The organism is Streptomyces sp. NPDC046308 (assembly GCF_055588065.1).
In genome coordinates this window covers 535,543-561,626 of record NZ_JBVJFB010000004.1, presented here as the reverse complement: position 1 = coordinate 561,626, position 26,084 = coordinate 535,543, and the positions used below count along the sequence as shown (strand labels likewise).

23 protein-coding genes and 2 tRNA genes are annotated in these 26,084 nt (G+C 72.3%); 5 read left to right on the top strand and 20 right to left on the bottom strand.

The annotated features are described in order from the left end of the window. Window positions 1-171 precede the first annotated feature (171 nt). Together ACZ6JT_RS20125 and ACZ6JT_RS20120 are read left to right on the top strand one after the other, a co-directional pair. Window positions 172-630 (top strand): MarR family winged helix-turn-helix transcriptional regulator, encoded by a 459-nt coding sequence (locus ACZ6JT_RS20125; protein WP_469211585.1) that lies wholly within the window; start codon window positions 172-174, stop codon window positions 628-630. Between the two features lie 86 nt (window positions 631-716). Continuing rightward, window positions 717-2,288, top strand: a complete 1,572-nt coding sequence (locus ACZ6JT_RS20120; RefSeq protein WP_469211584.1) for an MDR family MFS transporter — start codon at window positions 717-719, stop codon at window positions 2,286-2,288. A 79-nt stretch (window positions 2,289-2,367) separates the two neighbouring features. Here the strand turns inward: ACZ6JT_RS20120 and ACZ6JT_RS20115 are convergent, their stop codons facing one another. From ACZ6JT_RS20115 to ACZ6JT_RS20060, 12 genes are all read right to left on the bottom strand, one after another. Then, on the bottom strand, window positions 2,368-3,042 hold the full coding sequence (locus tag ACZ6JT_RS20115) for a TetR/AcrR family transcriptional regulator (protein ID WP_469211451.1): 675 nt from the start codon (window positions 3,040-3,042) through the stop codon (window positions 2,368-2,370). Between the two features lie 119 nt (window positions 3,043-3,161). Continuing rightward, complete coding sequence (locus tag ACZ6JT_RS20110) at window positions 3,162-5,405, bottom strand: ArnT family glycosyltransferase (protein WP_469211449.1); 2,244 nt, start codon at window positions 5,403-5,405, stop codon at window positions 3,162-3,164. Next, window positions 5,402-6,670 (bottom strand): bifunctional glycosyltransferase family 2/GtrA family protein, encoded by a 1,269-nt coding sequence (locus tag ACZ6JT_RS20105; RefSeq protein WP_469211447.1) that lies wholly within the window; start codon window positions 6,668-6,670, stop codon window positions 5,402-5,404. Before ACZ6JT_RS20105 ends, ACZ6JT_RS20110 begins: the two co-directional genes overlap by 4 nt. 25 nt (window positions 6,671-6,695) lie before the next feature. Next, entirely contained in the window at window positions 6,696-8,192 is a 1,497-nt protein-coding gene (locus ACZ6JT_RS20100) for a sensor histidine kinase (protein WP_469211445.1), read from the bottom strand. 92 nt (window positions 8,193-8,284) lie between these two features. After that, a complete protein-coding gene (locus tag ACZ6JT_RS20095) occupies window positions 8,285-9,052 on the bottom strand; it encodes a response regulator transcription factor (protein WP_030707909.1) in 768 nt (255 codons plus the stop codon). 99 nt (window positions 9,053-9,151) lie between these two features. Then, window positions 9,152-10,033 carry an amidohydrolase family protein gene (locus ACZ6JT_RS20090; protein WP_469211443.1) on the bottom strand — a complete coding sequence of 294 codons (882 nt, stop codon included), beginning with the start codon at window positions 10,031-10,033 and terminating at the stop codon, window positions 9,152-9,154. Further along, complete coding sequence (locus tag ACZ6JT_RS20085; protein WP_469211441.1) at window positions 10,017-10,355, bottom strand: antibiotic biosynthesis monooxygenase family protein; 339 nt, start codon at window positions 10,353-10,355, stop codon at window positions 10,017-10,019. Before ACZ6JT_RS20085 ends, ACZ6JT_RS20090 begins: the two co-directional genes overlap by 17 nt. Window positions 10,356-10,503: 148 nt before the next feature. After that, window positions 10,504-11,388, bottom strand: coding sequence for a DUF2797 domain-containing protein (locus tag ACZ6JT_RS20080; protein WP_469211439.1), 885 nt, complete (start codon window positions 11,386-11,388; stop codon window positions 10,504-10,506). Beyond that, on the bottom strand, window positions 11,385-11,819 hold the full coding sequence (locus tag ACZ6JT_RS20075; protein ID WP_469211437.1) for an Lrp/AsnC family transcriptional regulator: 435 nt from the start codon (window positions 11,817-11,819) through the stop codon (window positions 11,385-11,387). The genes ACZ6JT_RS20080 and ACZ6JT_RS20075 overlap by 4 nt, the downstream gene beginning before the upstream one ends. A 646-nt stretch (window positions 11,820-12,465) precedes the next feature. After that, a complete protein-coding gene (locus ACZ6JT_RS20070) occupies window positions 12,466-12,831 on the bottom strand; it encodes a PH domain-containing protein (RefSeq protein ID WP_319723656.1) in 366 nt (121 codons plus the stop codon). Window positions 12,832-13,037: 206 nt separating this feature from the next. After that, a tRNA-Arg gene (locus tag ACZ6JT_RS20065) sits at window positions 13,038-13,110 on the bottom strand. A gap of 219 nt (window positions 13,111-13,329) precedes the next feature. After that, window positions 13,330-13,420: transfer RNA gene (locus ACZ6JT_RS20060), tRNA-Ser, on the bottom strand. A gap of 186 nt (window positions 13,421-13,606) precedes the next feature. On the opposite strand from ACZ6JT_RS20060, the gene ACZ6JT_RS20055 reads away from it, so the two are divergent. From ACZ6JT_RS20055 to ACZ6JT_RS20045, 3 genes are all read left to right on the top strand, one after another. Further along, window positions 13,607-14,038, top strand: a complete 432-nt coding sequence (locus ACZ6JT_RS20055; protein ID WP_469211434.1) for an SSI family serine proteinase inhibitor — start codon at window positions 13,607-13,609, stop codon at window positions 14,036-14,038. Window positions 14,039-14,157: 119 nt separating this feature from the next. Then, entirely contained in the window at window positions 14,158-17,556 is a 3,399-nt protein-coding gene (locus ACZ6JT_RS20050) for a response regulator (protein WP_469211432.1), read from the top strand. Between the two features lie 13 nt (window positions 17,557-17,569). Next, a complete protein-coding gene (locus ACZ6JT_RS20045; RefSeq protein ID WP_469211430.1) occupies window positions 17,570-18,145 on the top strand; it encodes an antibiotic biosynthesis monooxygenase in 576 nt (191 codons plus the stop codon). A gap of 14 nt (window positions 18,146-18,159) precedes the next feature. Here the strand turns inward: ACZ6JT_RS20045 and ACZ6JT_RS20040 are convergent, their stop codons facing one another. The 8 genes from ACZ6JT_RS20040 to ACZ6JT_RS20005 form a co-directional block, all read right to left on the bottom strand. Then, window positions 18,160-19,809, bottom strand: a complete 1,650-nt coding sequence (locus ACZ6JT_RS20040; RefSeq protein ID WP_469211429.1) for a long-chain fatty acid--CoA ligase — start codon at window positions 19,807-19,809, stop codon at window positions 18,160-18,162. 152 nt (window positions 19,810-19,961) lie between these two features. Continuing rightward, window positions 19,962-20,495: a SigE family RNA polymerase sigma factor gene (locus tag ACZ6JT_RS20035; protein WP_469211427.1), complete on the bottom strand. Its 534-nt coding sequence runs from the start codon at window positions 20,493-20,495 to the stop codon at window positions 19,962-19,964. A gap of 134 nt (window positions 20,496-20,629) precedes the next feature. After that, a complete protein-coding gene (locus tag ACZ6JT_RS20030) occupies window positions 20,630-21,796 on the bottom strand; it encodes a lipid-transfer protein (RefSeq protein ID WP_469211425.1) in 1,167 nt (388 codons plus the stop codon). Beyond that, window positions 21,793-22,176, bottom strand: a complete 384-nt coding sequence (locus tag ACZ6JT_RS20025) for a MaoC family dehydratase (RefSeq protein WP_469211424.1) — start codon at window positions 22,174-22,176, stop codon at window positions 21,793-21,795. The genes ACZ6JT_RS20030 and ACZ6JT_RS20025 overlap by 4 nt, the downstream gene beginning before the upstream one ends. Further along, window positions 22,173-23,219, bottom strand: a complete 1,047-nt coding sequence (locus ACZ6JT_RS20020) for an acyl-CoA dehydrogenase family protein (protein ID WP_469211422.1) — start codon at window positions 23,217-23,219, stop codon at window positions 22,173-22,175. Before ACZ6JT_RS20020 ends, ACZ6JT_RS20025 begins: the two co-directional genes overlap by 4 nt. After that, window positions 23,219-24,208, bottom strand: a complete 990-nt coding sequence (locus tag ACZ6JT_RS20015) for a bifunctional MaoC family dehydratase N-terminal/OB-fold nucleic acid binding domain-containing protein (RefSeq protein WP_469211420.1) — start codon at window positions 24,206-24,208, stop codon at window positions 23,219-23,221. The genes ACZ6JT_RS20020 and ACZ6JT_RS20015 overlap by 1 nt, the downstream gene beginning before the upstream one ends. Continuing rightward, complete coding sequence (locus ACZ6JT_RS20010; RefSeq protein ID WP_469211419.1) at window positions 24,205-25,362, bottom strand: acyl-CoA dehydrogenase family protein; 1,158 nt, start codon at window positions 25,360-25,362, stop codon at window positions 24,205-24,207. The genes ACZ6JT_RS20015 and ACZ6JT_RS20010 overlap by 4 nt, the downstream gene beginning before the upstream one ends. A 209-nt stretch (window positions 25,363-25,571) precedes the next feature. Then, a complete protein-coding gene (locus ACZ6JT_RS20005; protein ID WP_469211418.1) occupies window positions 25,572-25,883 on the bottom strand; it encodes a hypothetical protein in 312 nt (103 codons plus the stop codon). Window positions 25,884-26,084 lie beyond the last annotated feature (201 nt).

The window sequence follows — 26,084 nt, the reverse complement described above, 5'->3', positions numbered from 1 at the left end:
GGAGCAGGACCCTAGCCGGTTTTCCGATTCTTTTACCGCCCCACCCCCCGGATTCGTTTGCCTGTAGCAACCATTCGCTTCTATGGTTGCCTGAAGCAACAAGATGGAGGGGACCCGGTGACGATGACCGCGCGGACGACTGCGACCGCCCCGACTCCGGCCACGGCGCCGATGCCGCCCCCTTCACCCAATCCACCCCCTCCACCCACTCCACCCACTCCGCACGAGGAGCTGGCCCGCCAGCTCACCGGGATCGGCGCGGTCAGGCGCGAGCTCGCCCGCAGCCTGCCCCCGGACTGTCCGCCCGGCGCGGCCGCCGTCCTCACCGTGCTCGACCGGCACGGCGAGATGCGGCTGAGCCGGCTGTCCGAGTTCATGGCGGTGGACATCTCGGTGACCAGCCGGCACGTCACGCACGTCGCCGACCGCGGCTGGATCGAGCGGGAGACCGACCCCGGCGACGGACGCTGCCGGATCCTGCGGCTCACGCCGACCGGCCGGGCGCTGCTCGCCGAGCTCGGTGCCCGCCACACGGCCGCGCTGGAAAGAGCCCTGCACGGCTGGTCCGCCCAGGACATCGACCTGCTCAACACCCTGCTGGCCCGACTCCGATCGAGCTTCTGGACTTAAGGAAAGACATGGCGCAGTCGGAGACGACGACCGACAACACACCCAAGGCCACGGCCGGGGAAGCATCCGCTTCCGCGGCCGTGACCATGACCCACCCGCAGATCATGAAGGCGCTGTCCGGGCTGATGCTCGGCATGTTCGTGGCGATCCTGTCGTCCACGATCGTGTCGAACGCCCTGCCCCAGATCATCAGCGACCTCGGCGGCACCCAGTCCTCGTACACCTGGGTGGTCACGGCGGCCCTGCTGTCGATGACGGCGGCCACCCCGCTGTGGGGCAAGCTGTCCGACCTCTTCAGCAAGAAGCTGCTGGTCCAGATCTCGCTCGTGATCTACGTCCTCGGCTCCGTGGTCGCGGGCCTGTCGCAGAACACCGGCACGCTCATCGCCTGCCGCGTGGTCCAGGGCATAGGCGTCGGCGGTCTGTCGGCCCTCGCCCAGATCGTCATGGCCGCGATGATCTCCCCGCGCGAGCGCGGCCGGTACAGCGGCTACCTCGGCGCGGTCTTCGCCGTCGCCACCGTCGGCGGCCCGCTGTTGGGCGGTGTCATCACCGACACCGACTGGCTGGGGTGGCGCTGGTGCTTCTACGTGGGCGTGCCCTTCGCGATCATCGCCCTGATCGTGCTCCAGCGGACCCTGCACCTCCCGGTCGTGCGCCGCGACGTCAAGGTCGACTGGCTGGGCGCCTTCCTGATCAGCGGGGCGGTCTCGCTGCTGCTGATCTGGGTCACGCAGGCCGGCGACTCCTACGAGTGGATCTCCTGGCAGACCTGGGCCATGACGGGCGGCGCGGTGGTGCTCGGCCTGCTCTTCGTCCTCGTCGAGTCCCGCGCGAGCGACCCGATCATCCCGCTGCGGCTCTTCCGCAACAAGACCATCAGCCTGGCCTCGGCGGCTTCGCTGTTCGTGGGCATCGCGATGTTCTCGGGCACCGTGTTTTTCAGCCAGTTCTTCCAGTTGGCCCGCGGCGAGTCCCCCACGATGTCCGGAATCCTCACGATTCCGATGATCGCCGGCCTCTTCGTCTCCTCCACTCTTTCCGGTCAGGTGATCACCAAGACCGGCAAGTGGAAGGTCTGGCTCGTCTCCGGCGGCGTGCTGTTGACCGTCGGTCTGGGCCTGCTGGGCACCCTGCGGTACGACACCCCGTACTGGCACATCGCGATCTACATGGCGGTGACCGGCCTGGGTCTCGGCATGATGATGCAGAACCTCGTCCTCGCCACCCAGAACCAGGTGGCCCCCGAGGACCTGGGCGCGGCCAGCTCGGTCGTCACCTTCTTCCGTTCGCTCGGCGGCGCCATGGGCGTCTCCGCGCTCGGCGCGGTCATGGCCAACCGGGTCACGCACTACGTCCAGGACGGGCTGGCCGCACTCGGGCCGAAGGCCGCAGCCGCGGGCCGGGGCGGCACCGCCGGGGGCGGCATCCCCGACCTCGACAAGCTGCCCGCGCCCATCCGCGAGGTCATCGAGTCCGCGTACGGGCACGGCGTCGGCGACGTCTTCCTCTACGCGGCCCCGTTCGCGCTCCTCGGCCTGGTGCTGGTGGTGTTCATCAAGGAGGTCGCGCTGAAGTCGAAGCCGGCGGCCCACTCCCCGGCGGCTTCCTCGCCCGAGCCGGCGGCGTCCGCCGCGCAGGCCACGGTCAAGGCCTGAGCGACGTGAGGGCCCTGACGCTGTCGGGGCCCCGAGTCGTTCCCATCGGGGAGGCGGAGGGCCGCCTTGGGCCGCGGCCTCAAGCCGTGGCCTTGACCCCGGGCCCTGCCTTGGCCTCGGGCCCTGCCTTGGCCTCGGGCCCTGCCTTGGCTTCGATGCCCGCGATCAGGACGTCGAGCGCGAGGCAGAAGTCGGCCTCGGGCGCCCGCCGGACCGCGCCCCCGCAGCCCTGCAGGAACTGCGACACGGCCAGGTGGGCGCCCGTCCGGGCGGCGTCGGCCAGGCCGGTGGCGTCCAGCAGCCGCTGGAGAGCGGCGTCGAAGGCCCGCGCGTGCGGGCCGATGTTCGGATAGGCGGCGGTGAGCGGAGCCACCCACGGGTGGTCCGCCAGGACCCTCCGGTAGCCCCGGGCCAGCGTCTGGAGCCCGCCCGGCCAGCCCGCCTCGCCGGTCCCCGGCGGCCCGGCCGGCGGCCTGAACTCGCCCAGGGCTCGGTCCAGGGCGAGTTCGAGCAGATCGTGCTTGGTGTCCACATACCAGTACAGGGACATCGCGGTGACCCCGAGACCGGCGGCGAGCCGCCGCATCGAGAAGCGGGCCAGCCCCTCGGCGTCGAGCAGCCGTATGGTCGCGGCGGTGATCCGCTCCCGGTCGAGTCCGGAGGGTGCCTCGGTGCGGCGTCTGGCGGGAGCGGCGGGCTTGGCGGTCAGCCACACACTGGTCCGGGTCTCGCCCGGATCGACCGCGGTCACCATCGAGGCACCCTCCTCACGACAGGTGGATCAGCCCGGAATGCCCGGTCCGCCCTCTTGATGCTAGGGGGTGTCCGGTCGATCGGGCCGGATGAGACCCGATCGGACCGGATCCGACCGGATCACGACGTGGGGGCGGTCAGGTCGTAGAACGTGGCCCCTCCGACCGTGGACGCCTTGAAGCCGGCCTTCACCCAGTTCTCGATCTCGCTGCTGGTGCCGCCGCCCGGCCCGCCGCCCATCCGCGCACCGCCCTCGGTGGTGCCCGGTCCGCCGGTGCCGGGGCCGCCCGCGGCGGCGCCCTGGCCGATGAACCAGTGGATCTTCCCTGCCCGCACGTACGCCTTGAACTGCTCCAGGGTCGGCGAGGGGTCGCTGCCGTTGAAGCCGCCGATCGCCATGACGGGCGCGCCCGAGGCCAGCTGGTAACCGGCCGCGTTCTGCGAGCCGATGGCGGCCGCCGCCCACGTGTACTCGTCGGCGTCGGTGGTCAGGGCCGTCCTGGCCTCGGCGCCGACCTGCGCCCCGTTCAGCAGACCGCCCGCCCCGCCCGGCCCGCCGCCCGTGCGTGCGCCGCCGCGGCCGCCGTCGCGTCCGCCCGCGGTGCCCTGGCCCGGCGGCATACCGCCCTGTGGCAGCCCGCCGCCCGGTGCGGCACCCGGCTGTCCGGCACCCGGCTGACCGCCGCCCGGCCCGCCCGTGCCCGGCTGACCGCCCTGGGCACCCTGGCCGCCCGGCCCTGCCTGCGGCATCCCGCCTGCGACGCCCCGGAAGCCGCCCATCATGCCGCCGGGCCCGCCCCGGGCGCCCGCCACCGCCGGTCCGGCGGTCACGATGGAACCGGTGTGCCCGGTGCTCACCGTGGTCAGGCAGTACGCCAGCGGCCCGGCCAGGGCCGCCGCCACTCCCAGCGCCGCCACGGCCGGCAGCATCCGGCGGCCCACCCGCGCGGCGAACGGCAGTGCGGCCGCAGCGAGCAGCCCGCCCACCAGCACCGTCCAGCGCAGCCACGGCAGATAGCCGGTGGCGCGGTCCAGCAGGACGTACGACCAGACAGCCGTGAGGGCCAACGTGCCGGAAAGGGTGATCGCCGCGACCGCGCTGCCCCTCTCCTCCCACAGGACGGCGACGCCCATGCCGATCAGCGCGGCCACGAACGGCGCCAAGGCCACGGTGTAGTACTCGTGGAAGATGCCCTGCATGTAGCTGAAGACGATCGCGGTGATGAGCAGCGAGCCGCCCCAGGCCAGGAAGGCCGCCCGGGCCATCCCGTCCAGCGAGTCGGTGGCCCGGCGGGCCCGCCAGGTCACCACCAGCCCGGCCACCAGCAGCACCAGCGCCGCGGGGAGCAGCCAGGAGATCTGCCCGCCGATGTTGCCCGCGAACAGTCGGTCGAAGCCCGTCTCCCCCCAGCCGCCTCCCCCGGCCCTGCCGCCCGGGCCGCCGACGGCGCCCTCGGGCAGGCCGTAGGCGGCGGCCCCGCCGGTACGGGTCCCGCCGCCGACACTGCCGGTCTCGTTGCCGTTGATCCGGCCCAGGCCGTTGTAGCCCAGGGTCAGTTCCAGGAAGGAGTTGTTCTGCGAGCCTCCGATGTACGGGCGGGAGGACGCGGGCCACAGCTCCACGATCGCCACCCACCAGCCGCCGGCCGCCACCATCGCGAGCCCGGCCAGCAGCAGCTGGCCCAGGCGCCTGCGCAGCCGGGTCGGCGCGCAGACCGCGTACAGCAGCGCGAGCGGCGGCAGGATCACGAAGGCCTGCAGGGTCTTGGTGAGGAAGGCGAAGCCGACGGCGACACCCGCCCAGACCAGCCACCGGGTGCGGGCGCCGTCGAGGGCCCGCAGCACGCAGTACACCGTGACGGTCAGCAGCAGCGTCAGCAGCGCATCGGGGTTGTTGAAGCGGAACATCAGCGCGGCGACGGGCGTGAGCGCGAAGGCCGCTCCGCTCAGCAGCGCCGCACCGGGCCCGAACTGGCGGCGTACGGCGGCGTACAGCACGGCCGTCGTGCCGACGCCCATCAGGGCCTGCGGGACGAGGATCTGCCAGGAGCCGAGCCCGAACAGCCGGACCGACAGCATCATCGGCCAGAGGGCGGCCGGGGGCTTGTCCACGGTGATGGAGTTCCCGGCGTCGGAGGAGCCGAAGAAGAAGGCCTTCCAGCTCTCGCTGCCCGCCTGCGCGGCGGCGGAGTAGAAGGAGTTGGCGTAACCGGAGGAGCCCAGGTCCCACAGCAGCAGGGCGGCGGTGGCGATCAGCAGTCCGGCGAGGGCGGGCCGTTCCCAGCGGGGCCGGTCCACGGCGCGCCGGCCGGTACGGACCCGGGTCTCGGGGACCGGGAAGAGCGGAGTTGCCGCGGTGGTCATCGAATGTCGTCCTTCGCAGGAGTGTCGCGCCGGTCGGGGAAGACCCAGGCGCGGAAGAGCAGGAACCGCAGCACGGTTGCGGCGAGGTTGGCGGTGATCAGGACGGCCAGTTCGGTGCCGTGCGCGGGATCGGCGGTGGCCGCTCCGAGCGCCGCGAGGGAACCGCTCGTCAGGGCCAGCCCGATGCCGAACACCACCAGCCCCTGGGCCTGGTGGCGCACGGCCCGGTCCCGGCCCCGGACACCGAAGGTGAGCCGGCGGTTGGCAGCGGTGTTGGCGACGGCGGAGAGCAGCAGGGCGGCTCCATTGGCCGCCTGCGGGCCGGTCCCGCCGCGGAAGGCGGAGTACAGCAGCAGGTAGAGCAGGGTGGACAGGGCTCCGACGGCGCAGAAGCCGAGGAGCTGGCGGGCCAGTCCGCCGTCCACCCCGGGCAGCGCGGTGCGGTCGCGCGGATCGTCGCCGAAGGGGCGGGCGAGCCGGTCGAGCGGGAGTGCTCCGACGGCCAGCGCCCGCCCCACGCGCCAGACCCCTTTCAGGTCCTCGGTGGCGGTCCTGACGATGTGGACGGTGGAGTCGGGGTCGTCGACCCAGTCCACCGGCACCTCGTGGATCCGCAGCCCGGCCCGCTCCGCGAGCACGAGCAGTTCGGTGTCGAAGAACCAGCCCGTGTCCTCCACCAGCGGCAGCAGCCGCTCGGCGACCTCGCGACGGATGGCCTTGAACCCGCACTGGGCATCGCTGAACCGGGCGGCGAGCGAGGACCGCAGCAGGAGGTTGTAGGCACGGGAGACGAACTCCCGCTTGGCGCCCCGCACCACCCGTGAGGACCGGGCCAGCCGGGTGCCGATGGCCAGGTCGGAGTGACCGGAGATCAGCGGGGCGACCAGCGGCAGCAGGGCGTTCAGGTCGGTGGAGAGGTCCACGTCCATGTAGGCGAGGACGGGTGCTTCGGACTCGGACCACACGGTACGCAGCGCCCTGCCCCGGCCCTTCTCCTCCAGCCGGGTGCTGCGTACGCCGTCCAGTGCGGCGGCGAGGCCGGCCGCGACCTCGGGGGTGCGGTCGGTGCTCGCGTTGTCGGCGACCGTGATCCGGAAGGGGTAGGGGAAGGTCCTGGTGAGGTGCTCGTGCAGCCGGCGGACGCACGGGCCGAGGTCCTTCTGCTCGTTGAAGACCGGGATCACCACGTCGAGGACGGGCTCACCCGGCACGGGCGCGAGGGGCATCCGTGCCGGAAGGGCCCCGGGAGAGGTGTCGGTTGGCATGCTCCGACCCTCGTGGAGCGGCCTGTCACCGCTGTGTGGTGAGCCTGTGCCCCGTCTGTGAGTCCGGCTCCGCCGTGGCGGCGGCCCGGGCGAGCGGCAGCACGACCTCGAACCGGGTCCGCCCGGGCTCGCTCTGTACGCCGACCCGCCCGCCGTGCGCCGCGACCACGGCCTGGACGATGGCGAGCCCGAGGCCGGTGGAGCCGGCCGTGCGGGAGCGGGAGGCGTCACCGCGGGCGAAGCGCTCGAAGACGTGGGGGAGCAGCTCCGGAGGAATGCCGGGCCCGTCGTCCTCGACGCACAGCCGGACGGCCGATGTTTCACGTGAAACATGGGCGGTGACGGTGGTGCCGGGCGGGGTGTGCGTGCGGGCGTTGGCGAGCAGGTTCACGAGGACCTGCTGGATCCGGGCCGGGTCGGCCCGTACGGGCGCGGGCTCCTCGGGCAGGTTCAGGCGCCAGTGGTGTCCCGGCCCTGCGGCCCGTGCGTCACTGACGGCGTCGACGACGAGCGGGGCCAGGTCGGTTTCGGCGTCGGCGGTGGAGAGCGGACGGCCCGCGTCGAGCCGGGCCAGCAGCAGCAGGTCCTCGACGAGGCCGGTCATCCGGGTGGCCTCGGACTCGATCCGGCCGAGGGCGTGCCGGGTGTCGGGGCCCGGCTCCTCCCGTCCGCGGCGGGTCAGTTCGGCGTAGCCGCGGATGGAGGCCAGCGGGGTGCGCAGCTCGTGGCTGGCGTCGGCGACGAACTGCCGGACCCGCATCTCGCTCTGCTGGCGGGCCGTGAGGGCGGAGGAGACGTGCCCCAGCATCCGGTTGATGGCCGCGCCGACCTGGCCCACTTCGGTGCGCGGGTCGGCCTCGGCATCGGGGACCCGCTCGTGGAGGGCGGGCTCGCCCCTGTGCAGGGGGAGTTCGGAGACCCGGGTGGCAGTGGCGGCCACCCGGCGCAACGGACGCAGCGCGACCCCGACCAGGGCCTGCCCGGCGAGGGAAGCCGCGATCAGCCCGGCCAGGGTGACACAGACCTCGACCCCGACCAGGGTGCCCACGATGGAGTCGACCTCGCGCAGCGGGAAAGCGAGGGCGAGGCTCCCGTCCGGCGCGGCCAGGACCCGGTAGGAGCCCAGGCCGGGGAGATCGGCGTCCACCGGCCCGGTCCCGGCCGGCGCGCCCGGCCCGCCCTGCGCGGCCTGGGCGGCCTTCCGGGCGGTCGCGGCGAGCACCTTGCTCTGGGCCTCGGTGAGGCCCGGCGCCTCGTCGGGCACGCCCTCGACACGAACGTTGCGGGCGGTCCCGAGCACCGTCCCGGCGGGGTCCAGACGCACCCCGGTGGCGTTCAGCGGGCTTCCGGGGGCCGTGACGAAGCCGACGCCGTTCTGCCAGGACGGCTTCCCGACGGGCCCGCGGGCGGCCATCCTGACCGAGGTCTTCAGCTGGTCGTCGAGCTCGTTGACCAGGTACGAGCGCAGGGCGAGGGTGGTGACGGTCCCGATGGCCGCGCCCACCACGGCGATCAGTGCCACGGCCGAGACGACGAGCCGGGTCCGCAGGGACCAGGGCCGGCGCGCACGCGGTCGCCGACCTCCGCGGGAAGGGAAGCGGAAGCGGAAGCGCACTACTCGGCCGGCTTGATCAGGTATCCGGCGCCGCGCCGGGTGTGGATCATCGGAGCCAGGCCGGGCCCGCTCTCCAGCTTCCTGCGCAGGTAGGAGATGTAGAGCTCGACCACATTGGCCTGGCCGCCGAAGTCGTACGACCACACCCGGTCCAGGATCTGCGCCTTGCTCAGCACCCGACGCGGGTTGCGCATGAGGTAGCGCAGCAGCTCGAACTCGGTGGCGGTCAGGTGGATCTCCCGGCCGCCCCGCACCACCTCGTGGCTGTCCTCGTCGAGCCGCAGGTCGCCGACGGCCAGCACCGAGCCGCCGCGTGCCGCCTGCGCCGCGCCCGAGCGCCGGACCAGGCCGCGCAGCCGGGCCACGACCTCCTCCAGGCTGAACGGCTTGGTGACGTAGTCGTCGCCGCCCGCCGTGAGACCGGCGATCCGGTCCTCCACGGAGTCCCGGGCGGTCAGGAACAGCACGGGGACCTGGGGGATCTCCCGGCGCAGCCGCCCGAGGACGGCGAGACCGTCCATGTCGGGGAGCATGATGTCGAGGACCACCACGTCGGGCCGGAACTCCCGCGCCGCCCGGACCGCACCCGCACCGTCGCCGGCGCTCCGGACCTCGCAGCCCTCGTACCTCAGGGCCATGGACAGCAGCTCGGAGAGCGAGGCCTCGTCGTCGACGACGAGCACCCGGCAGGGTCCGCCGTCGGGCCGCACGAGGGCCGTGTGGTTGCTGGTGGACGTGGACGCGTGGGAGGTGGTCGTCGCAGTCATACCGACCACGCTGGCCGGGACCTCTGAGAGCGTTCTTGTCCCAGTCTGTGAATTTCCTGAGAAACGGCAGGGGCCGGACCTCAGCCGCGGAAAGGACTCTCAGCCGTCGAGCCGGAAGAGCCGGGCGCCGTTGTCGTGGCAGACCGCCCGGAGCCAGTCGTCGCCGAGGCCGAGCCGTTCGAGGGCCACGAGCTGGTGCTCGTAGGGGTAGGGGATGTTCGGGAAGTCGGTGCCGAGCAGGATCCGGTCGCCGAGATCGGCGAGCCGACCCAGGTCACCGGGCGGGAAGGCGCTGATCCGCTCGGCGAAGTCGGTGAAGGCCATGGTGGTGTCCAGGCGCACCTCCGGGTACCTGTCGGCGAGGTCCAGGAAGTCGGCGTACTCGGGCATCCCCATGTGGGCGATGACCAGCGGCAGCCGCGGGTGGCGGGCCAGCAGCCGACCGACCGGCTCGGGGCCGGTGTACTTGGCCGGCACGGGGCCCGACCCGCAGTGGATCACGGTCGGGATGCCGGCCTCGGCGAGCAGCCCCCACACCGGATCCAGCCGGTCGTCGTTGGGGTCGTAGTCACCGACCTGGAGGTGTGCCTTGAAGATCCGGGCCCCCGAGTCGACGGCCTGGCGGACGTACGCCGCGACGCCCCCCTCCGGGAAGAAGGTCGCGGTGTGCAGGCAGTCGGGGGTGCGGGCGGCAAAATCGGCGGACCATGCGTTGAGCCAGGCGGCCATTTCCGGCTTGTGCGGATAGAGCATGGCCGTGAAGGCCCGGACCCCGAACTCCCGCAGCAGCGCGACCCGCTGCTCCTCCTCGTGCCGGTAGGTGATGGGCCACTCGACGCCGGTCAGCGGGCCGACCGCGTCGAAGTACTCCCAGACCTTGTCCAGGACCCGCTCGGGCATGAAGTGCGTGTGGACGTCGACCAGTCCGGGCAGCCCGAGGCGCTCCCGGAAGGCGCGGACCGCCTCAGCCGTTGCGGGCAAAGCCGTGGCTCCGCTCGACGGTCGCGACGTGCAGGGTGTAGCTCTCGTACCAGTCGGCGCGGCCCTGCTTGATGGCCGCCCGGTGCTCCAGGTCCTCCCGCCAGGCGGTGAGGGACTCGTGATCACGGAAGTAGGCCACGGTGATGCCGAGACCGCCCGGGGTGCGGGCGGACTCGTACCCGAGGTATCCGGGATTCGCCGCGACCATCTCCTCCATCCGGGCGAGGGTCTCGGGATATCCGCTGTCGTCGTCCGTACGGACATTGCTGAAAACGGCCATGACATAAGGCGGTTCGAAGGCCGGTACCGGCTGCATGCTCATGCCCTCCACCCTCCGTGGACGGCCCTGGCGTGTCCACCGCAAACGGCTCCCGAAGGCCAAAGGGATCCAAGTTTTGACCTTGGCCGACCGCGCCTGACCGGCGCCGAACGCGGCTGACCGGGGGGCGAACCGGGGCGGGCGGTACGCCTCAGAACAGCCCGTCCTGCTCGGCGGGCGCGCCGGCGGCCGACGGGATCTCCGCCACCGGGACCGATGTCACCGCCCCGTCCTCCGGGGCGGTGAGCTCCCAGCCGGCCAGCAGCCGGGTGTCCACGACGAGCCCGTCCTCGAGGTGCAGATCGGGACCGGCCGCGCCCACCAGCCGCCCCACGACGGCCCCGCCGGGAACCATCTCGGTGAGCACCCGCGCGGCCGCCGGCAACCCGTCCAGCCCGAATGCCTCGGCATGGTCGACCACTTCGCACCCCACCCGCTCCAGCGACTCCGGCCACCCGGGCAGCGCCGCCGCCCGCGCGTGCAGCTCGGCCACCTCCCGGGCCCGGTCCGGCCCCGACGGCAGCTGGGTCCGTACGGCGCGCTTGCGGGCGTACGCGATCCGGTCCGGCACCCCGAGCGCCGCCCGCAGCAGCTCCTCGGTGCGCCGGGTCGCCATCAACGGCCCGCGGCCCAGCCAGGACCAGGCCACCGCGCCCTGCTCCAGCAGCCGGGCGGAGCCACGCTCCTCGGCGGTGATCCCCACCTTGACCATGCCGGGCCCGAACCAGGCCAGGTAGACCCGGTAGGTGCGCGGATCGGCGGCGTTGGTATCGGCCGCCACGGAGAACGACCTGTCGAGGCGGGCGCATTCGGGGCACTGCGCGCTTCCGGAGCGGCCGGGCACGAGGGCCACGGTCGGACAGGGCGTCCGCCTCCCGGCCCGCCACACACCGAGGCAGTGCCGCTCCCCGCTCGCCGCGAAGGCCAGCCGCTGCCCGTACGCCGGCACGCTCGTCCGCTCGCCGCGCCCCTCGCCGTACCACCCGATGGCCGGCCGGCCGTCCTTCCACCGGATCCCGGTGCACCACCAGGTCACAGCGGGAGCGGCCGTTCGAAGAAGGTGTCCAGCACGACCGTGGCATGCGTGCCGCTCACTCCCTCGATGGCGTAGAGGCGGCGCAGGACGTCCTGCAGCTGCTCGGTCGAGGCCGTGCGCACCTTGACCAGCACGGAGGCACTGCCCGCGATGATGTGCGCCTCCTGGATCTCGGGAATCGCGGCGAAGTCGGCACCGGCCTCGCCCATCCAGGCGTTGGAGTCGACCATCACGTAGGCGAGGACCCCACTGCCGACGGCCGCCGGGTCGACGTCGACGGTGGTCCGCCGGATCACCCCGCGCTCCCGCAGTTTGCGTACGCGCTCGTGGGTGGCCCCGGCCGAGAGGCCGACGGCCGTGCCGAGAGCGGCGTAGGACTGGCCGGCGTCCTGCTGCAGGCGCAGGACGAGCGCACGGTCGATGTCGTCCACGCAGTCTCCCTCTCGTGGGCCTGTCGACCCTCGCCAAGACGGTACCTGATCCTGCAATCTCACCATCAGACCGAACGGAATTCGGCAAAACTGCCGCAGGAGGAATTCCGGACCGGCCGCTGAGCCAACGGAGACGCCCGGCTGGAGCGGCCTTACGACGACTGCCGCTGGGCGGAGGGCCCGCTGCACCTCCCTGCCTGGCGGCAGCTCGTGTGGAGCGACGCCCCAACGGCCGCATGTTCCGCTGGGACGAGGAGAGCGGCGCGGTCTCGGTCTTCCGCCCCCCGCCGGCCACTCCAACGGCAACCCGTAGACCGCGAAGGCCGCCTGATCACCAGTGAGCACGGCAACCGGCACGTCCCCAGCACCGAGCCGGACGGCAGCATGACGAGAGGTGCTGTACGCCGCGTACACGGGCGCGGGCCACATCCGCGCCTTCAAGGTCACCGACGACGGCACCACCCCACCGACGACCGAGCCTTCACCGCCTGCGCGCGGGTCGACAACATCGGCTTCGACGACGAGGGCCGGCTGTGGGCGGCCGCGACGGAGAACGGCGTCCTGTGTCAGGCCCCGGACGGCACCCCCCTCGGCCGCCGTCCGCGTGACCGGCCTCCCCCGCGTCCTCCAACCCCGGAGGCTCCCGCTACCGAGCGACGAACTGCGTCAGGATCGCCTGCACCTCGTAGATGTCGACACCCTTGGTGAAGGTCTTCTCGATCGGCGCCGGGCTGCCGGATATCCAGATCTTGAGCTCGGCGTCGAGATCGAAGTGGCCGGCGGTCTCCACGGAGAAGTGGGTGATGCTCCGGTAGGGGACGGAGTGGTACTCCACCTTCTTTCCCGTGAGCCCCTGCTTGTCGACGAGCACCAGCCGCCTGTCGGTGAACAGGATCGTGTCCCGGATCAACAGGAAGGCGGCGTGCACCTGCTCCCCCTGCCCCAGCAGTCGCGCGTAGTCCCGCTGCGCCGACACGGGGTCGACGGTGTGCGCATTCCCGAACAGTCCCATGAGTGCCCCCGTTTTCCGACTTCGGACGATCTTCGAAAACCGTACCGAGGCCGCCGGGTAGTCGGCGTCACCCGCCAGAGCCATCCCGCCCCTGACTACCTCCGGGGGACCCCCTCCCCATCAAGGAGGAGACACCCCCGACAGGGCATGCACAGGACATACGACGAAAGCCCCCGGGATTTCTCCTGGGGGCCTTCATCCTGCTGTGCACTCGGCAGGATTCGAACCTGCAACCTTCTGATCCGTAGTCAGATGCTCTATCCGTTAAGCTACGAGTGCTTGGGCTTCTCGGGGTTTTGCGCCCCGTTGGCCTTGCGAGAACAACAATACATGGACCTCGCCGGGACGCGAAATCCATTAGCCAAACCCTTGCTGACCTGCGGAAACACCTCGGATGAAGATCGTCCGCATGGGGTTCGCACAGAGGTCGGAGCCGAGCGGATTGCCCCGGAACGCATCGAAGCCCCGGTCCGTCAGGACCGGGGCTTCGATGAGGTGCGGAGGCGGAGGGATTTGAACCCTCGATGGGGGGTAAGCCCCAAACCGCATTAGCAGTGCGGCGCCATAGACCGGACTAGGCGACGCCTCCAGCACACCCTCGCGTACGAGGGTGCGTGCAGATGATGACACAGGCGCAGGGCCCCTCACCAATCCGCTCCCACGGTACTAGGAGGGACGGGCGGAGGGCAAAGCCTTAAAGCGGCCACGGCACGCAACGTCGGCGGGCCCCCGTCGTTGGTCAGGCGTACGACGTACGGACGACCTGGAGTGCCCCATGCTGCGTCTCGCCGCCTTCGCCGTCACCTCCGCCCTGGCCGCCGCGGCCGCTGGGCCGCTCCCACCGCTGCCCGGGCCCCTGGGCGAGCTGCTGGCGCCGCCCGACCGCCTCACCATCGCCATGGCCGACACCGGGAACCGTCAGTTGGACCGGGAGTACCGGCTCGAATGCGACCCCGTCGGCGGCGACCACCCACAGGCCGCGGGCGCCTGCGCACGGCTGGACCAGCTCGCCAAGGAGGGGAAGGACCCCTTCGCCCCGGTCTCCAAGCGGCAGCTCTGCACCATGCAGCACGGCGGCCCCGCCACCGCCCGCATCACCGGAACCTGGAACGGCCACAAAGTGGACGCCACGTTTCGGCGGACGAACGGATGCGAAATCAGCCGCTGGGACGAGCTGGAACCTCTGCTTCCGAGTGGGCGTTCCTGACCTGGGAGGATGCGCGGAATGTGCGGTATCCACCGCACATCGGCCGCCCCGCCGCGGGCCTGTGGCCTTAGACTCCTCCCGTGACTTGCCGGTAGTTGTGGTCAGGGAGGAAGCTCGTCGTGAGCAGCAGGCCATCCCGAGGCGCTGCTCGCCTCGCAGCAATACTCGACGCTCTTCCGGACGCGCTGTTGCTCGTCAACGCCAACGGCACGGTCGTCAACGCCAATTCGATCGCCCTCGAGGTGATGGAGAGCCCCGGCACGGGGCTCGTCGGCCGCGGCGTGCTCGACCTCCTGCCCGAGTTCGACTCCAAGCTGATCCCCGGCTCCATGCGCCGGCCCGGCGAGGACGAAGGCGGCCGCGCCAAACCAAAGCGGATGATCGCGCGCCGCACCGACGGCTCCGAGTTCCCCGTCGAGATCACCAGCGCCCATCTCGACGGCCGCGACGCCTACCGCGAGCCGCAACCCTCGTACACCGGTGACGAGCTGCTGATGCTCGTGGTCCGGGACCTCTCGCAGACCGTGGACACCGAGGCCGAGCTGGCCCGCTCCCAGCGGCAGACCGAGATGATCCTGCGCGCCGCCGCCGAGGGGGTCGTGGGCACCGACACCGACGGCCGGGTGGTACTGGTCAACCCGGCCGCCGCCCAGATCCTCGGCTACCGCGCCACCGACCTCGGCAACCGCGAACTGCACGGCCTGGTCCAGCACTCCCGCGCCGACGGCTCGCCGTTCCCCTTCGAGGAGTCCCCGCTCGCCGACACCCTGCGCAGCGGGCGCAAGCACCGCGTGCGCGGGCAGGTGCTGTGGAACAAGGCCGGGCAGCCGGTCGCCGTCGACCTGACGACCTCTCCCGTACGCGACGGGGAGCAGCTCGTCGGCGCCGTCATGACCTTCACCGACCGGCGGCCCTACGACGCCCTGGCCGCGCGGCACGCGCAGCTGCTGGCCGTCCTCGGCGACTCGCTGCGCGGACCGCTGGACGAGCTGCGCGGTGAGCTGGCGACCCTGGCCGCCGACGACGCGGGACAGCTGTGGCCGGAGGCCAACCAGCTCCTGCACCACCTGGCCGCCGGGTACTCGCGGATGACCACGCTGGTGGACAACGTCCTCGGCTTCCAGCGCCTGGACTCCGGCCAGGCCCGGCTCGCCAAGAAGAAGGTCCTGATCAACACCGTCGTGGCGGCGGGCGTCGACGGCGCGGTCGAACTGATCGGGCCGGGCCGCGTGCAGTTCGCGGTCCACGCGCCGACCATCGAGGCCGAGGTGGACGGCGCCCGGATCGCGACCGCGCTCGCGCACCTCGTCGCGGACGTCGCCGGGGTGGACGCCACCGGCAAGACCGCCCAGGGCAGCGGGTACGGCGACTCGACGATCGTGGTGGCCGCCGCCCAGCGCGGAGACGTCGTACGGATCGAGGTGCGCGGGCCGTACGAGGGCGGGAACCCGGTCCACGAGCCGATCGTGCGGGGGATCGTGACCGCGCACGGAGGCGTGCTGCAGACGGTGGAGGTTCCGGGTGCGCCCGGCGGGGCGTACGTGCTGGAGCTCCCGCTCGGCTCGGGTGCCGGGACGGTCACGCTGCCGGAGCCGGCGGAGGAGTCCCCGGCCGGCCCGACCACGGACGGCGCCGGGACGTCCGGGGGCGCCGCCCCCGGCAAGGTCTCCGGCGGCCGGCGGGGCCGGCGCGGAGTGGACGCCTTCCTGGACGACGAGGTACCGAGTGCGGCCGCCGCGCCGGCCGGCCAGGGCGGGAGCGCGCTGGCACTGCCCTCCGGACGGCGGCGGGCGGGGGAGGCAGGCCTTCTAGACGCGGGCCCGGAGCTCGCCCAGTCCCCGGTGAATCCGGCCGGACTCGGTACCGGGCGCAGGCGCGGCCGGGCCGGCGACGGCAACGGCGAGGCCGACGGCACCGGCGGTCCGGGCGGAGTCCGCGGCCCCGGCGGCCTCGGAGGCCCGGGCGGTCCCGACGGCCAGGGCGGCCAGGGTGGATCCGGGCGGGCCGTGCCCCCGCAGGGCACCGCCATGCCCGCCCTCCCACCCGTACCCGCGGTGCCCCCGGTTCCGCTGACCGAGCACCCTGCGGGGCGACGGCGGACGCTGGGTCCGGCCGGTCCGGCGCAGTCCGGCGGCCCCGTTCCGGCGACCGGGCTCGGGCCGACGCCCGCGCCCGCGCGGCCCATCGCCCCCGAGGGCGGCTTCGCGCTGCCCGCCGGTCCGACTCCGGCTCCCTCCGCTCCGCAGGCCCCCGCCATGGCCGGCCCGGCCGCCGCTCCCGCCGACGGCGACGGCGACACCCCGGCCGGGCGCCGCGGCCGCCGCGTGCTGGCCGCTCCCGGCGGCGGCGCGCCCGAAGCCCCCGCCCCGCAGCCCGCCGAGTCCGCCGAAAATCCGACCGGCCGGCGCCGGGCACTGCCCGGCACGCCGGCCTGGCCGGTTCCGGCGGCCCGTACCGGCTCCGAGGACGACGAGCCCTCCGGCCCGGCCGCCGCGCCCGGAGCGCGTCGGCCGCAGGACGCCCCGGCGGAGGGTCAGGCCGCGCAGCCGATCAGCGTGCGCGCCCTCGGCACCCTCGGGCAGGGCATCTCCGTGGACCCCAACGCCACCGGGGCCGGCGGCGGCTCCGGATCCGGCCGCCGTCGCCGGCTCGCCGAGCCCGCCCCGCAGGGCCGGGCGTTCGCCATAGGAGCCCCCGAGGCGGGCTCCGACGAGGGCCCCGAGCCGCTCGACGGCCCGGGCGGCGCCGTCGAGGTGGTCAACCGGCCCGTGCCCCAGCCCGTGGACGACGAGCTCCCGCCGGAGCCCCTGGACAATCCGCGTCGGTTGCTGGTGTGGCCCGCGCCCGATGTGCAGACGCAGCAGGCGCTCAGCGACCGCGGCTACCGTCCGGTGATCGTGCACTCCCGCGAGGAGGTGGACGCGCAGATCGCCGCGTTCCCCGCCGCGCTGTTCGTCGACCCGCTGACCGGTCCGATCACCCGGACCGCCCTGCAGTCCCTGCGCCAGGCCGCGGTCGCCGCCGAGGTGCCCGTACTGGTCACGGCCGGGCTGGGGCACGCCACGCGCGAAGCGGCGTACGGCGCCGATCCGGCCGTCCTGCTCAAGGCGCTGGCACCGCGCGACAGCGAGCAGCACCCCTCGAGGGTCCTGCTGATCGAGGAGCACGACGAGATCGCGACCGCGTTGACCGCTGCCCTGGAACGGCGCGGCATGCAGGTCGCCCGGGCGGGCGCCGACACCGATGCCGTGGAGCTGGCGACCCGGATGCGGCCCAACCTGGTGGTGATGGACCTGATGCAGGTGCGCCGACGCCGGGCCGGGATCGTGGACTGGCTGCGCGCCAACGGGCAGCTGAACCGGACCCCGCTGGTCGTCTACACGACGACGGGCATCGACCCGGCGGACCTGCCCCGGCTGGCCTCCGGCGAGAGCGTGCTCTTCCTCGCCGAGCGGGCCACCACGGCGGACGTACAGGGCCGCATCGTGGACCTGCTGGCCAAGATCGGCACCAACTAGTAATCCTGGCCCGATGGCCATCACCCATACCAGCGAGCACACCGTCCCCGCCGACAACGGGGAGGTGAACCTGCTCATCGCGCGTCAGGTGGACCCGGGGCACGAGGAGACCTTCGAGGCCTGGGCCCACGGGATCCTGGAGACGGCCGCAGGCTTCCCCGACCACCTGGGGTACGGGCTCTTCCGTCCGGCGACGGAGGGCGGGCCGTGGTTCCTGGTCCACCGCTTCCGCAACCAGGCGGCGTTCCAGCGCTGGCAGGACTCCCCGGAGCGGGCCCAGTGGTTCTCCAACTGCCTCGGCCACCACCACACGGAGATAGCCCGCCGGGAACTGCACGGGATGGAGACGTGGTTCGCCAAGCCGGGTACGACCCGGCCCGCGCCGCCCCGGTGGAAGATGGCGATCAGCTCAGGGCTGGCGATCTTCCCGATCTCGCTCGTGGGCAACGCGGTGCTCGGGCCGTACCTGGTGGATCTGCACTTCGTGCTGCGGACGGCGGCCTTCGCCGTCGTCTTCAGCACCCTGATGACCTACGTGGCCATGCCCGCCGTCAGCAGGCTGCTGCGGCCGTGGCTCACGCGGGGCTAGCCACGCGGCGGGCGTCAGTCGAGCTTGGTGACTTCCAGCGCGCCGTCCGCGTACTGCTGACGGATCACCTTCTTGTCGAACTTGCCGACACTCGTCTTCGGCACGGCCTCGATCGCCGTCCAGCGCTCCGGCAGTTGCCACTTGGCGATGGACTGGGAGAGGAACTCGCGCAGTCCGGTGTAGTGCACGGTCGCGCCCTCCCTGAGGACGACGGCTGCCAGCGGACGCTCGCCCCACTTCTCGTCCGGGACGGCGACGACAGCGGCCTCGGCGACCTCGGGGTGTGCCATCAGCGCGTTCTCCAGCTCCACGCTGGAGATCCACTCGCCGCCCGACTTGATGACGTCCTTGGCGCGGTCGGTGAGGGTGAGGAAGCCGTCGGGGCTGATGACACCGACGTCCCCGGTCTTGAGCCAGCCGTCGGCGCTGAACTTGTCCTCGGGCCGGAAGGGTTCGCCGGACGCCCCACCGTAGTAGGAGCTCGCGATCCAGTTGCCGCGTACCTCCAGCTCGCCCGCCGACGCTCCGTCCCAGGGCAGGAGGTCGCCGGCGGGACCGACCAGGCGGGCCTCGACGCCTGCGGGGAAGCGACCCTGGGTGATCCGGTAGGGCCACTCCTCCTCGGCGGTCAGCCCGGCCGGCGGGTGGGCCATCGTGCCGAGGGGGGAGGTCTCGGTCATGCCCCAGGCGTGGCAGACGCGGACGCCGATCTTGTCGTACGCCTCCATCAGGGAGGGCGGACAGGCCGAGCCGCCGATGGTGACGTGCTTCATCGACGTCAGGTCGCGCGGGTTGGCGGTTACCTCGGCCAGCAGACCCTGCCAGATGGTGGGGACGGCCGCGGCGTGCGAGGGCTTCTCCCGCTCGATCATCTCGGCGAGCGGCGCGGGCTGCAGGAAGCGGTCCGGCATCAGCATGTTGACGCCGGTCATGAAGGTGGCGTGCGGCAGCCCCCACGCGTTCACGTGGAACTGCGGGACGACCACGAGGGTGGTGTCCCGGTCGGTCAGCCCCATCGACTCGGTCATGTTGACCTGCATGGAGTGCAGGTAGAGCGACCGATGGGAGAAGACGACGCCCTTGGGGTCCCCGGTGGTGCCGGAGGTGTAGCACATGGCCGCCGCCTGGCGCTCGTCCAGCTCGGGCCAGTCGTAGCTGTCCGGGCGGCCCTCCAGCAGCTCCTCGTACTCGTGCACGCGCACGTTCAGGCCGTCGAGCGCGGAGCGGTCGCCGATGCCGGAGACCACCACGTGCTCGATGGTCGGCAGGTGCGGCAGCAGGGGCGCGAGCAGCGGCAGCAGGGTGCCGTTGACCAACACGACCCGGTCTGCGGCGTGGTTGACGATGAAGACCAGCTGCTCGGGAGGCAGCCGGAGGTTGAGCGTGTGCAGAACGGCGCCCATGGAAGGGATCGCGAAGTACGCCTCGACGTGCTCGGCGTTGTTCCACATGAGCGTGGCGACCCGGTCGTCCTGCTGCACGCCGAGTTCGTCGCGCAGGGCGCTTGCGAGGCGGGTGGCGCGGGTGCCGATCTCGGCGAAGCTGCGGCGGTGCGGCTCAGCCTCCCCGGTCCAGGTCGTGACCTGGGACTTCCCGTGGATCGTCATCCCGTGACGGAGTATGCGGGTGACGAGGAGCGGTACGTCCTGCATGGTGCTGAGCAAAGCGTCCTCCCGATGAGCGCTGCGGCGCTGCGGCGGCTACGGATGCTGCCGATTCTGCGCACATACCGCTCGGCATGTCACTACCCGGGGGTGGAAACCGAGCCGTGTTTCACGTGAAACATCCTCTGGTTTCACGTGAAACATTCCGCGCCTCATCGGATCGGAGTGAGCTCCGGATCCTCGCGCAGCTTGCCCAATGCGCGGGAGACAGCGCTCTTGACCGTGCCGACCGAGACGCCCAGCAGCTCCGCGGTCTGCACCTCGCTCAGGTCCTCGTAGTAGCGCAGGACGACCATGGCCCGCTGCCGGTCCGGCAGCCGGGTCACGGCGCGCCACATCGCGTCGCGCAGGGCCTGTGCCTCCGCCGGATCGGAGGCCGGCATCTCCTCGGTCTCCGGGAGCTCGTCGCAGACGAACTCGTCGACCTTGCGCTTGCGCCACTGGGAGGTACGGGTGTTGACCAGGGTCCGCCGGACGTAGCCGTCCAGGGCGCGATGGTCCTCGATGCGGTCCCAGGCCACGTACGTCTTGGCCAGGGCGGTCTGGAGCAGGTCCTCCGCGTCACACGGGTTGGCGGTGAGGGAGCGCGCGGTGCGCATCAGGACCGTGCCGCGGGTCCGGACGTACGCCGAGAACGACGGGTACGGCGTCGGATTCGAGGCGAGCGTGCACACAGGCGTGGTCATGTCTCCACGCTAGGAGCGCCCGCCCGCCCTGGGATCGGCCGCAGGTGCCGATGGGGGATCCATCTCAGGTTGTAGGAGTAGGGCGGGCCCCACCCCCTGAAGGTGGAGGGAGCGGGGGCCCAGAGGACCGGGTCTCAGCCGTCGGCTCCGAGGATCAGCCCTGAGGTCGGCACCCCGGTCCCGGCCGTGACCAGGGCGTGCGCCGCGCCCGCCACCTGGTTGACGGAGGTGCCGCGCAGCTGGCGGACGGCCTCGGCGATGCCGTTCATCCCGTGCAGGTACGCCTCGCCGAGCTGACCGCCGTGGGTGTTGATCGGCAGGGCGTCCGCAGCCACGAAATCGGCGGCCTCGCCGGGCCCGCAGAAGCCGAACTCCTCAAGCTGCATCAGCACGAAGGGGGTGAAGTGGTCGTAGAGGATGCCCACGTCGATGTCCGAGGGGCGCAGTCCGCTGGTCCGCCACAGCTGGCGGGCGACCACCTCCATCTCCGGCAGCCCCGTGAGGTCGTCGCGGTAGAAGGAGGTCATGGCCTCCTGGCGGCGTCCGGCTCCCTGCGCGGCCGCGGTGATCACGGCGGGCGCGTGCCGCAGGTCCCGGGCCCGCTCGGCCGTGGTGACGACGAGGGCCTGGCCGCCGTCGGTCTCCTGGCAGCAGTCCAGCAGCCGCAGCGGCTCCACGATCCAGCGTGAGGCGGCGTGGTCGGCGAGGGTGATGGGCTTGCCGTGGAAGTAGGCGGCCGGGTTGTTCGCGGCGTGCCGGCGGTCGGTGACCGCGACGTGCCCGAAGGCCTCGGGGGTGAGGTGGTAGGTGTGCAGGTAGCGCTGGGCGGTCATGGCCACCCAGGAGGCGGGGGTCAGCAGCCCCCACGGCAGGGACCAGCCGAGGGCCGCCCCCTCCGCCGAGGGCTCGCGCTGCTGTACCCCGGAGCCGAAGCGGCGCCCGGAGCGCTCGTTGAAGGCGCGGTAGCAGACCACGACCTCCGCGACCCCGGTGGCGACGGCGAGGGCGGCCTGTTGGACGGTGGCACAGGCCGCGCCGCCGCCGTAATGGATGCGGGAGAAGAAGGACAGGTCCCCGATCCCGGCCGCCTGGGCGACGGTGATCTCGGGGCTGCTGTCCATCGTGAAGGTGACCATGCCGTCGACGTCGGCGGGAGTGAGCCCGGCGTCGTCGAGGGCTGCGTGCACGGCCTCGACGGCCAGCTTGAGCTCACTGCGGCCAGAGTCCTTGGAGAACTCGGTCGCGCCGATGCCCGCGATGGCGGCCCGGCCGCCGAGCTCGTCCCGGGTGCGGACGCTCATGCCGGCACCTCCGCGGTGACCGTCCCCGACACGTGGTGGCCGATGCCGTTGGCACCGACGACCCGGATCTCGACGGTGTTCCCGGACACGGCGGTGACCGTCCCGGTGAGGGTCATGGTGTCGCCCGGGTAATTGGGGACACCGAGGCGGATGGCCACCTTGCGCAGGACGGCGTGCGGCCCCAGGTGGTCGGTGACGTACCGGCCGACCAGGCCGTTCGTGGTCAGGATGTTCATGAAGACGTCCGGGGAGCCCTTCTCCTGCGCGAGCGCCGCGTCATGGTGCACGTCCTGGTAGTCGCGGGAGGCGATCGCGCCCGCGACGATCAGCGTGCGGGTGACCGGGATCTCCAGCGGCGGCAGCGTGTCGCCGATGATCATGCGTGTTCTCCCTCGGCTGTCGAAGCGATCGAAGCTCCCAGTTCGGCCAGCAGCTCGCTGCCGCAGCCCAGGTAGGCGTCCAGCTGGCGCCCCCACAGGAAGTGCCGGTGGACGGGATGGTCCAGGTCGGCGCCCATGCCGCCGTGCAGGTGCTGGCCCGCGTGCACGACCCGCTTGCCCGCCTCCGAGGCCCACCAGGCCGCCGTCAGCGCGTGCTCACGGGCCGGCAGGCCCTGGTCGATGCGCCAGGCCGCCTCGTAGGCGGTCACCCGGATCGCCTCGGTGTCCATGTAGGCGTCGGCCGCCCGGAGCATCACCCCCTGGTTGGTGGAGAGCGGCCGGCCGAACTGCTCACGGGTGGAGGTGTGTTCCACCGCCCGGGCGAGCGAGCCCGCGCAGACGCCCGCCTGGAGGCCGGCGAAGGCGGTCCGGGCGGCGGCGAGGGTGTCCTCGTAGGCGCTGGAGCTGGTCCCGAGGCGTTCGCCCCTGGCTCCGGTCAGGGTCAGCCGGCCCGCCGACCAGGGGGCGGTGGTCTCCACCGGTGCCGTCTCCACTCCGGGCGCGCCGGTCCGTACGAGCCACAGCACCCGGTCCGCGTCCGGGACCAGTACGTGCGTGGCGTCGCGCAGCCAGGGCACGGCGGGGGCGGTGCCGGTGAGGCGGCCGTCGGAGGAGGCGGTGATCCGGCCGCCTGCCGGGAAGGCGCCGGTGGCGACCGCCTCGCCCGTACCAAGGGCGGGCAGCAGCCGGGCGCGCTGTTCGGGGCTGCCGTGCGCGGCCACGGGGAGGATGCCGTACGCGCAGGTGGCGGCGTACGGAACCTGCGCGGTGGTGCGGCCCTGTTCCTCCAGCAGCAGGACCAGCCCGAGCAGGCCGACCTCCTCGACGGCGGCGGTCAGTCCGGCCGTGGTGAGGGCCTTCCACAGTTCGGCGTCGCTGCCGGTGCCGGCGGCGGCGAGGCGTTCGTGGGTGGCGAGATCGGCGAAGATCCGGGCGGCGAGACCGGCCGCGGCGGCCTGTTCCTCGGTGGGGTGGAAGTCCATCAGCCCTCACTCCCGCGGAAGACGGGGAGTTCGAGGTCGTCGTCGACGCGCAGGAACTCCAGCTGGACGGGCAGGCCGATGCGCACCTTGTCGTACGGCACACCGGTGATGTTGCTGATCATGCGGACGCCCTCGGCGAGCTCGACGAGGGCGACCGCGTAGGGCGGGTCGAACGCCGGGAAGGGCGGGTGGTGCATCACGACGTAGCTGAACACCGTGCCGGCTCCCGAGGCCTCGACGGTGTCCCAGTCGGGGCTCGCGCAGGCGTTGCAGCCGGGCAGCCACGGGAAGCGAAGGGCGGCGCAGGAGGTGCAGCGCTGGATCAGCAGCCTGTGGTCCCGGACCCCGTCCCAGAATCCCTGGTTGTCGCGGTTGACCACCGGGCGGGGGCGGCGGGCCTCTGGCTTCTTCTCCGGCTTCCTCTCCCGTTTGGCAGCCGGGGCGTACTTGAGGATCCGGAAACGGTGGGTGCCGGCCGGTTCCCCGTTCGCCTGGACGTCCATGCGGGTGGTCACGAAGTGGCCGGTGCCCAGCTTGGTCGTCTTGCGAGGTGACACGGACTCGATGACGGCGTCAAAGGTGATCGCGTCACCCGGGCGCAGTGGGCGGAGGTACTCCTGCTCGCAGTCGGTGGCGACCACGGAGGTGAAGCCGGCGCCGTCGAGGAGCGCGAACAGTTCGTCGTAGGCGGATGAGCGGTCGGAGTGGCCGGAGAGACCGCCCATCGTCCAAGCCTGGAGCATGGTGGGCGGAGCGATGGCGTCCGGCCCGGTGTAGGCGGGGTTGGCATCGCCCATCGCCTCACACCAGTGGCGGATCATGGGCGCGTTGACCGCGTCCTTGCCCCGACCCGCGATGGCGGCCGGCTGTCCCTCGAAGGCCGCCAGGAGTGCGTGGAACCGGGCGGCCTCCTCGGCCCCGCCGGTTCCGGGTTCGGTCCCCGAGCCCGTGCCCGTGGCGGTTCCCGTGCGCGTGGCGTCCGCGGTCATCGCTTCCTCCCCTTCATGCCGAGCCGCATCATGGCGACGATCTCCCGCTGGACCTCGCTGACCCCGCCGCCGAAGGTGTTGATCTGGGCGGCCCGGTTCATCCGCTCCAGCTCGCCGCCCGCGAAGGCGCCGGGGCCCGGCCCACGGATCAGGGCCTCCTCGCCCACCACCTCCTGGCACATCCGGTACACCTCGACGGTGGACTCGGTGCCGAGGAACTTCACGCCGCTTGCATCGCCCGGGGCCAGGCTGCCGCCGGCCACGTCCTGGACGAGGCGCCAGTTGAGGAGGCGTGCGGCGGCCAGTCGCGCGTGCGCCTCGGCCAGGCGGGCCTGCACCCAGGGCAGGTCGGCGGGCCGCTCGCCGGTGACCGGGTCGGGGGTGCGGGCACGGCTCAGGGCGTACCCGTAGAAGTCCTCCGCCTGCATGCCGATGGCGGCGAGGGCCACGCGCTCGTGGTTGAGCTGGTTGGTGATCAGGCCCCAGCCGCCGTGCTCGGGGCCGACGAGGTTACCGGCGGGCACGCGGACGGAGTCGTAGTACGTCGCGGTGGTCGTGAGGCCGCCGACGGTCTCGATCGGGGTCCACGAGAAGCCGGGGTCGCCGGTGGGCACCAGGATGATCGAGATGCCCTTGTGTTTCGGGGCCTCGGGGTCGGTGCGGCAGGCGAGCCAGATCCAGTCCGCGTTCTGGGCGTTGGACGTGAAGATCTTCTGTCCGTCGATCAGCCAGTCCGCCCCGTCGCGGACAGCGCGGGTGCGCAGGGAGGCGAGGTCGGTGCCGGCCTCGGGTTCGGAGTAGCCGATGGCGAAGACGAGGTCGCCCGCGAGGATCCGGGGCAGGAAGTAGTCCTTCTGCTCCTGCGTCCCGTACTTCATCAGGGTCGGGCCGACGGTGTTGAGCGTGACCATGGAGACGGGGGCGCCGGCCCGGTAGGCCTCGTCGAAGAAGACGAACTGCTCGTCCGCGCCGCGCCCCTGGCCGCCGTACTCGACGGGCCAGCCGAGGCCGAGCAACCCGTCGGCGCCGATGCGGCGCAGCAGTTCGCGCTGGCGGGCCGGGTCTTCGGGGACTCCGTCCGGCAGCAGGTCCTGGAAGTACTCCCGCAGTTCGGCGCGGAGCCGCGACTGGCCTTCGGTCGGAGCGAGGTGCACGGCGCTGGCCTCCCGGCATCACATCATCGAGGACATCTGACTGTCCGTCAGATTTACCTGTGGTGTCAAGGTCGGGAGAGGAGGCGGGGCGGAGGGATTGCCCTCGGGCCGGGAGGGCGGGCATGCGCGAGGGCGCCTGCGCTACCGGACCCCAGCCGGTCCGGTCGCACAGACGCCCTCAAGAATCGGAGCGGCGGCTCAGGCCGCATCTACCACCAGGGGTGGAAGTTGACCGCCACGTTCGAGTTGGCCTGGTGGATCGCTGTGAGGGCCGAGCCGTTGACCTGCGCTGTGTTGTTCTGGTTGGAGGCACCGGAACCGGTGGCCACCTGCTGCGAGGTGGACGAGTTGCCGGTGTTGTTCCCACCCACGCCGCTGCCGATGATGCCGGCGACGCTCGCATTCGATCCGTCGTTCGCGAAAGATCCGTTGTCGGCCGATGCCACACCGCCGAAGAGTGCGACGGCGAGGGGCAGAGCGGCGACGACGGCGATGACGCGGGCGGTACGGATGCTTGCCATGTCTTCTTTTCCTCCAGAAAACCGAAGTGGGATTCGCTCCAAGGCAGTTGGCCGACCGCCTCGGTCGTTCGTGGTGACGACGTCGCGAGACCAGAGTTGCCCACCGAATCCCCGGCGAACCACCCCGGAGTCCCCGATTCCCCCGCAAGTATGACCAACATCGGATAAACCTCATTCGCGCCCTCGAAGGCCCAGGTCAGC

Bases quoted from the DNA above. Each gene is read 5' to 3' on its own strand.
- ACZ6JT_RS20125 (WP_469211585.1), top strand. From the start codon at position 172: ATGCCGCCCCCTTCACCCAATCCACCCCCTCCACCCACTCCACCCACT.
- ACZ6JT_RS20120 (WP_469211584.1), top strand. From the start codon at position 717: ATGACCCACCCGCAGATCATGAAGGCGCTGTCCGGGCTGATGCTCGGC.
- ACZ6JT_RS20115 (WP_469211451.1), bottom strand. From the start codon at position 3,042: ATGGTGACCGCGGTCGATCCGGGCGAGACCCGGACCAGTGTGTGGCTG.
- ACZ6JT_RS20110 (WP_469211449.1), bottom strand. From the start codon at position 5,405: ATGACCACCGCGGCAACTCCGCTCTTCCCGGTCCCCGAGACCCGGGTC.
- ACZ6JT_RS20105 (WP_469211447.1), bottom strand. From the start codon at position 6,670: ATGCCAACCGACACCTCTCCCGGGGCCCTTCCGGCACGGATGCCCCTC.
- ACZ6JT_RS20095 (WP_030707909.1), bottom strand. From the start codon at position 9,052: ATGACTGCGACGACCACCTCCCACGCGTCCACGTCCACCAGCAACCAC.
- ACZ6JT_RS20085 (WP_469211441.1), bottom strand. From the start codon at position 10,355: ATGAGCATGCAGCCGGTACCGGCCTTCGAACCGCCTTATGTCATGGCC.
- ACZ6JT_RS20070 (WP_319723656.1), bottom strand. From the start codon at position 12,831: ATGGGACTGTTCGGGAATGCGCACACCGTCGACCCCGTGTCGGCGCAG.
- ACZ6JT_RS20055 (WP_469211434.1), top strand. From the start codon at position 13,607: ATGCTGCGTCTCGCCGCCTTCGCCGTCACCTCCGCCCTGGCCGCCGCG.
- ACZ6JT_RS20045 (WP_469211430.1), top strand. From the start codon at position 17,570: ATGGCCATCACCCATACCAGCGAGCACACCGTCCCCGCCGACAACGGG.
- ACZ6JT_RS20035 (WP_469211427.1), bottom strand. From the start codon at position 20,495: ATGACCACGCCTGTGTGCACGCTCGCCTCGAATCCGACGCCGTACCCG.
- ACZ6JT_RS20030 (WP_469211425.1), bottom strand. From the start codon at position 21,796: ATGAGCGTCCGCACCCGGGACGAGCTCGGCGGCCGGGCCGCCATCGCG.
- ACZ6JT_RS20025 (WP_469211424.1), bottom strand. From the start codon at position 22,176: ATGATCATCGGCGACACGCTGCCGCCGCTGGAGATCCCGGTCACCCGC.
- ACZ6JT_RS20020 (WP_469211422.1), bottom strand. From the start codon at position 23,219: ATGGACTTCCACCCCACCGAGGAACAGGCCGCCGCGGCCGGTCTCGCC.
- ACZ6JT_RS20015 (WP_469211420.1), bottom strand. From the start codon at position 24,208: ATGACCGCGGACGCCACGCGCACGGGAACCGCCACGGGCACGGGCTCG.
- ACZ6JT_RS20005 (WP_469211418.1), bottom strand. From the start codon at position 25,883: ATGGCAAGCATCCGTACCGCCCGCGTCATCGCCGTCGTCGCCGCTCTG.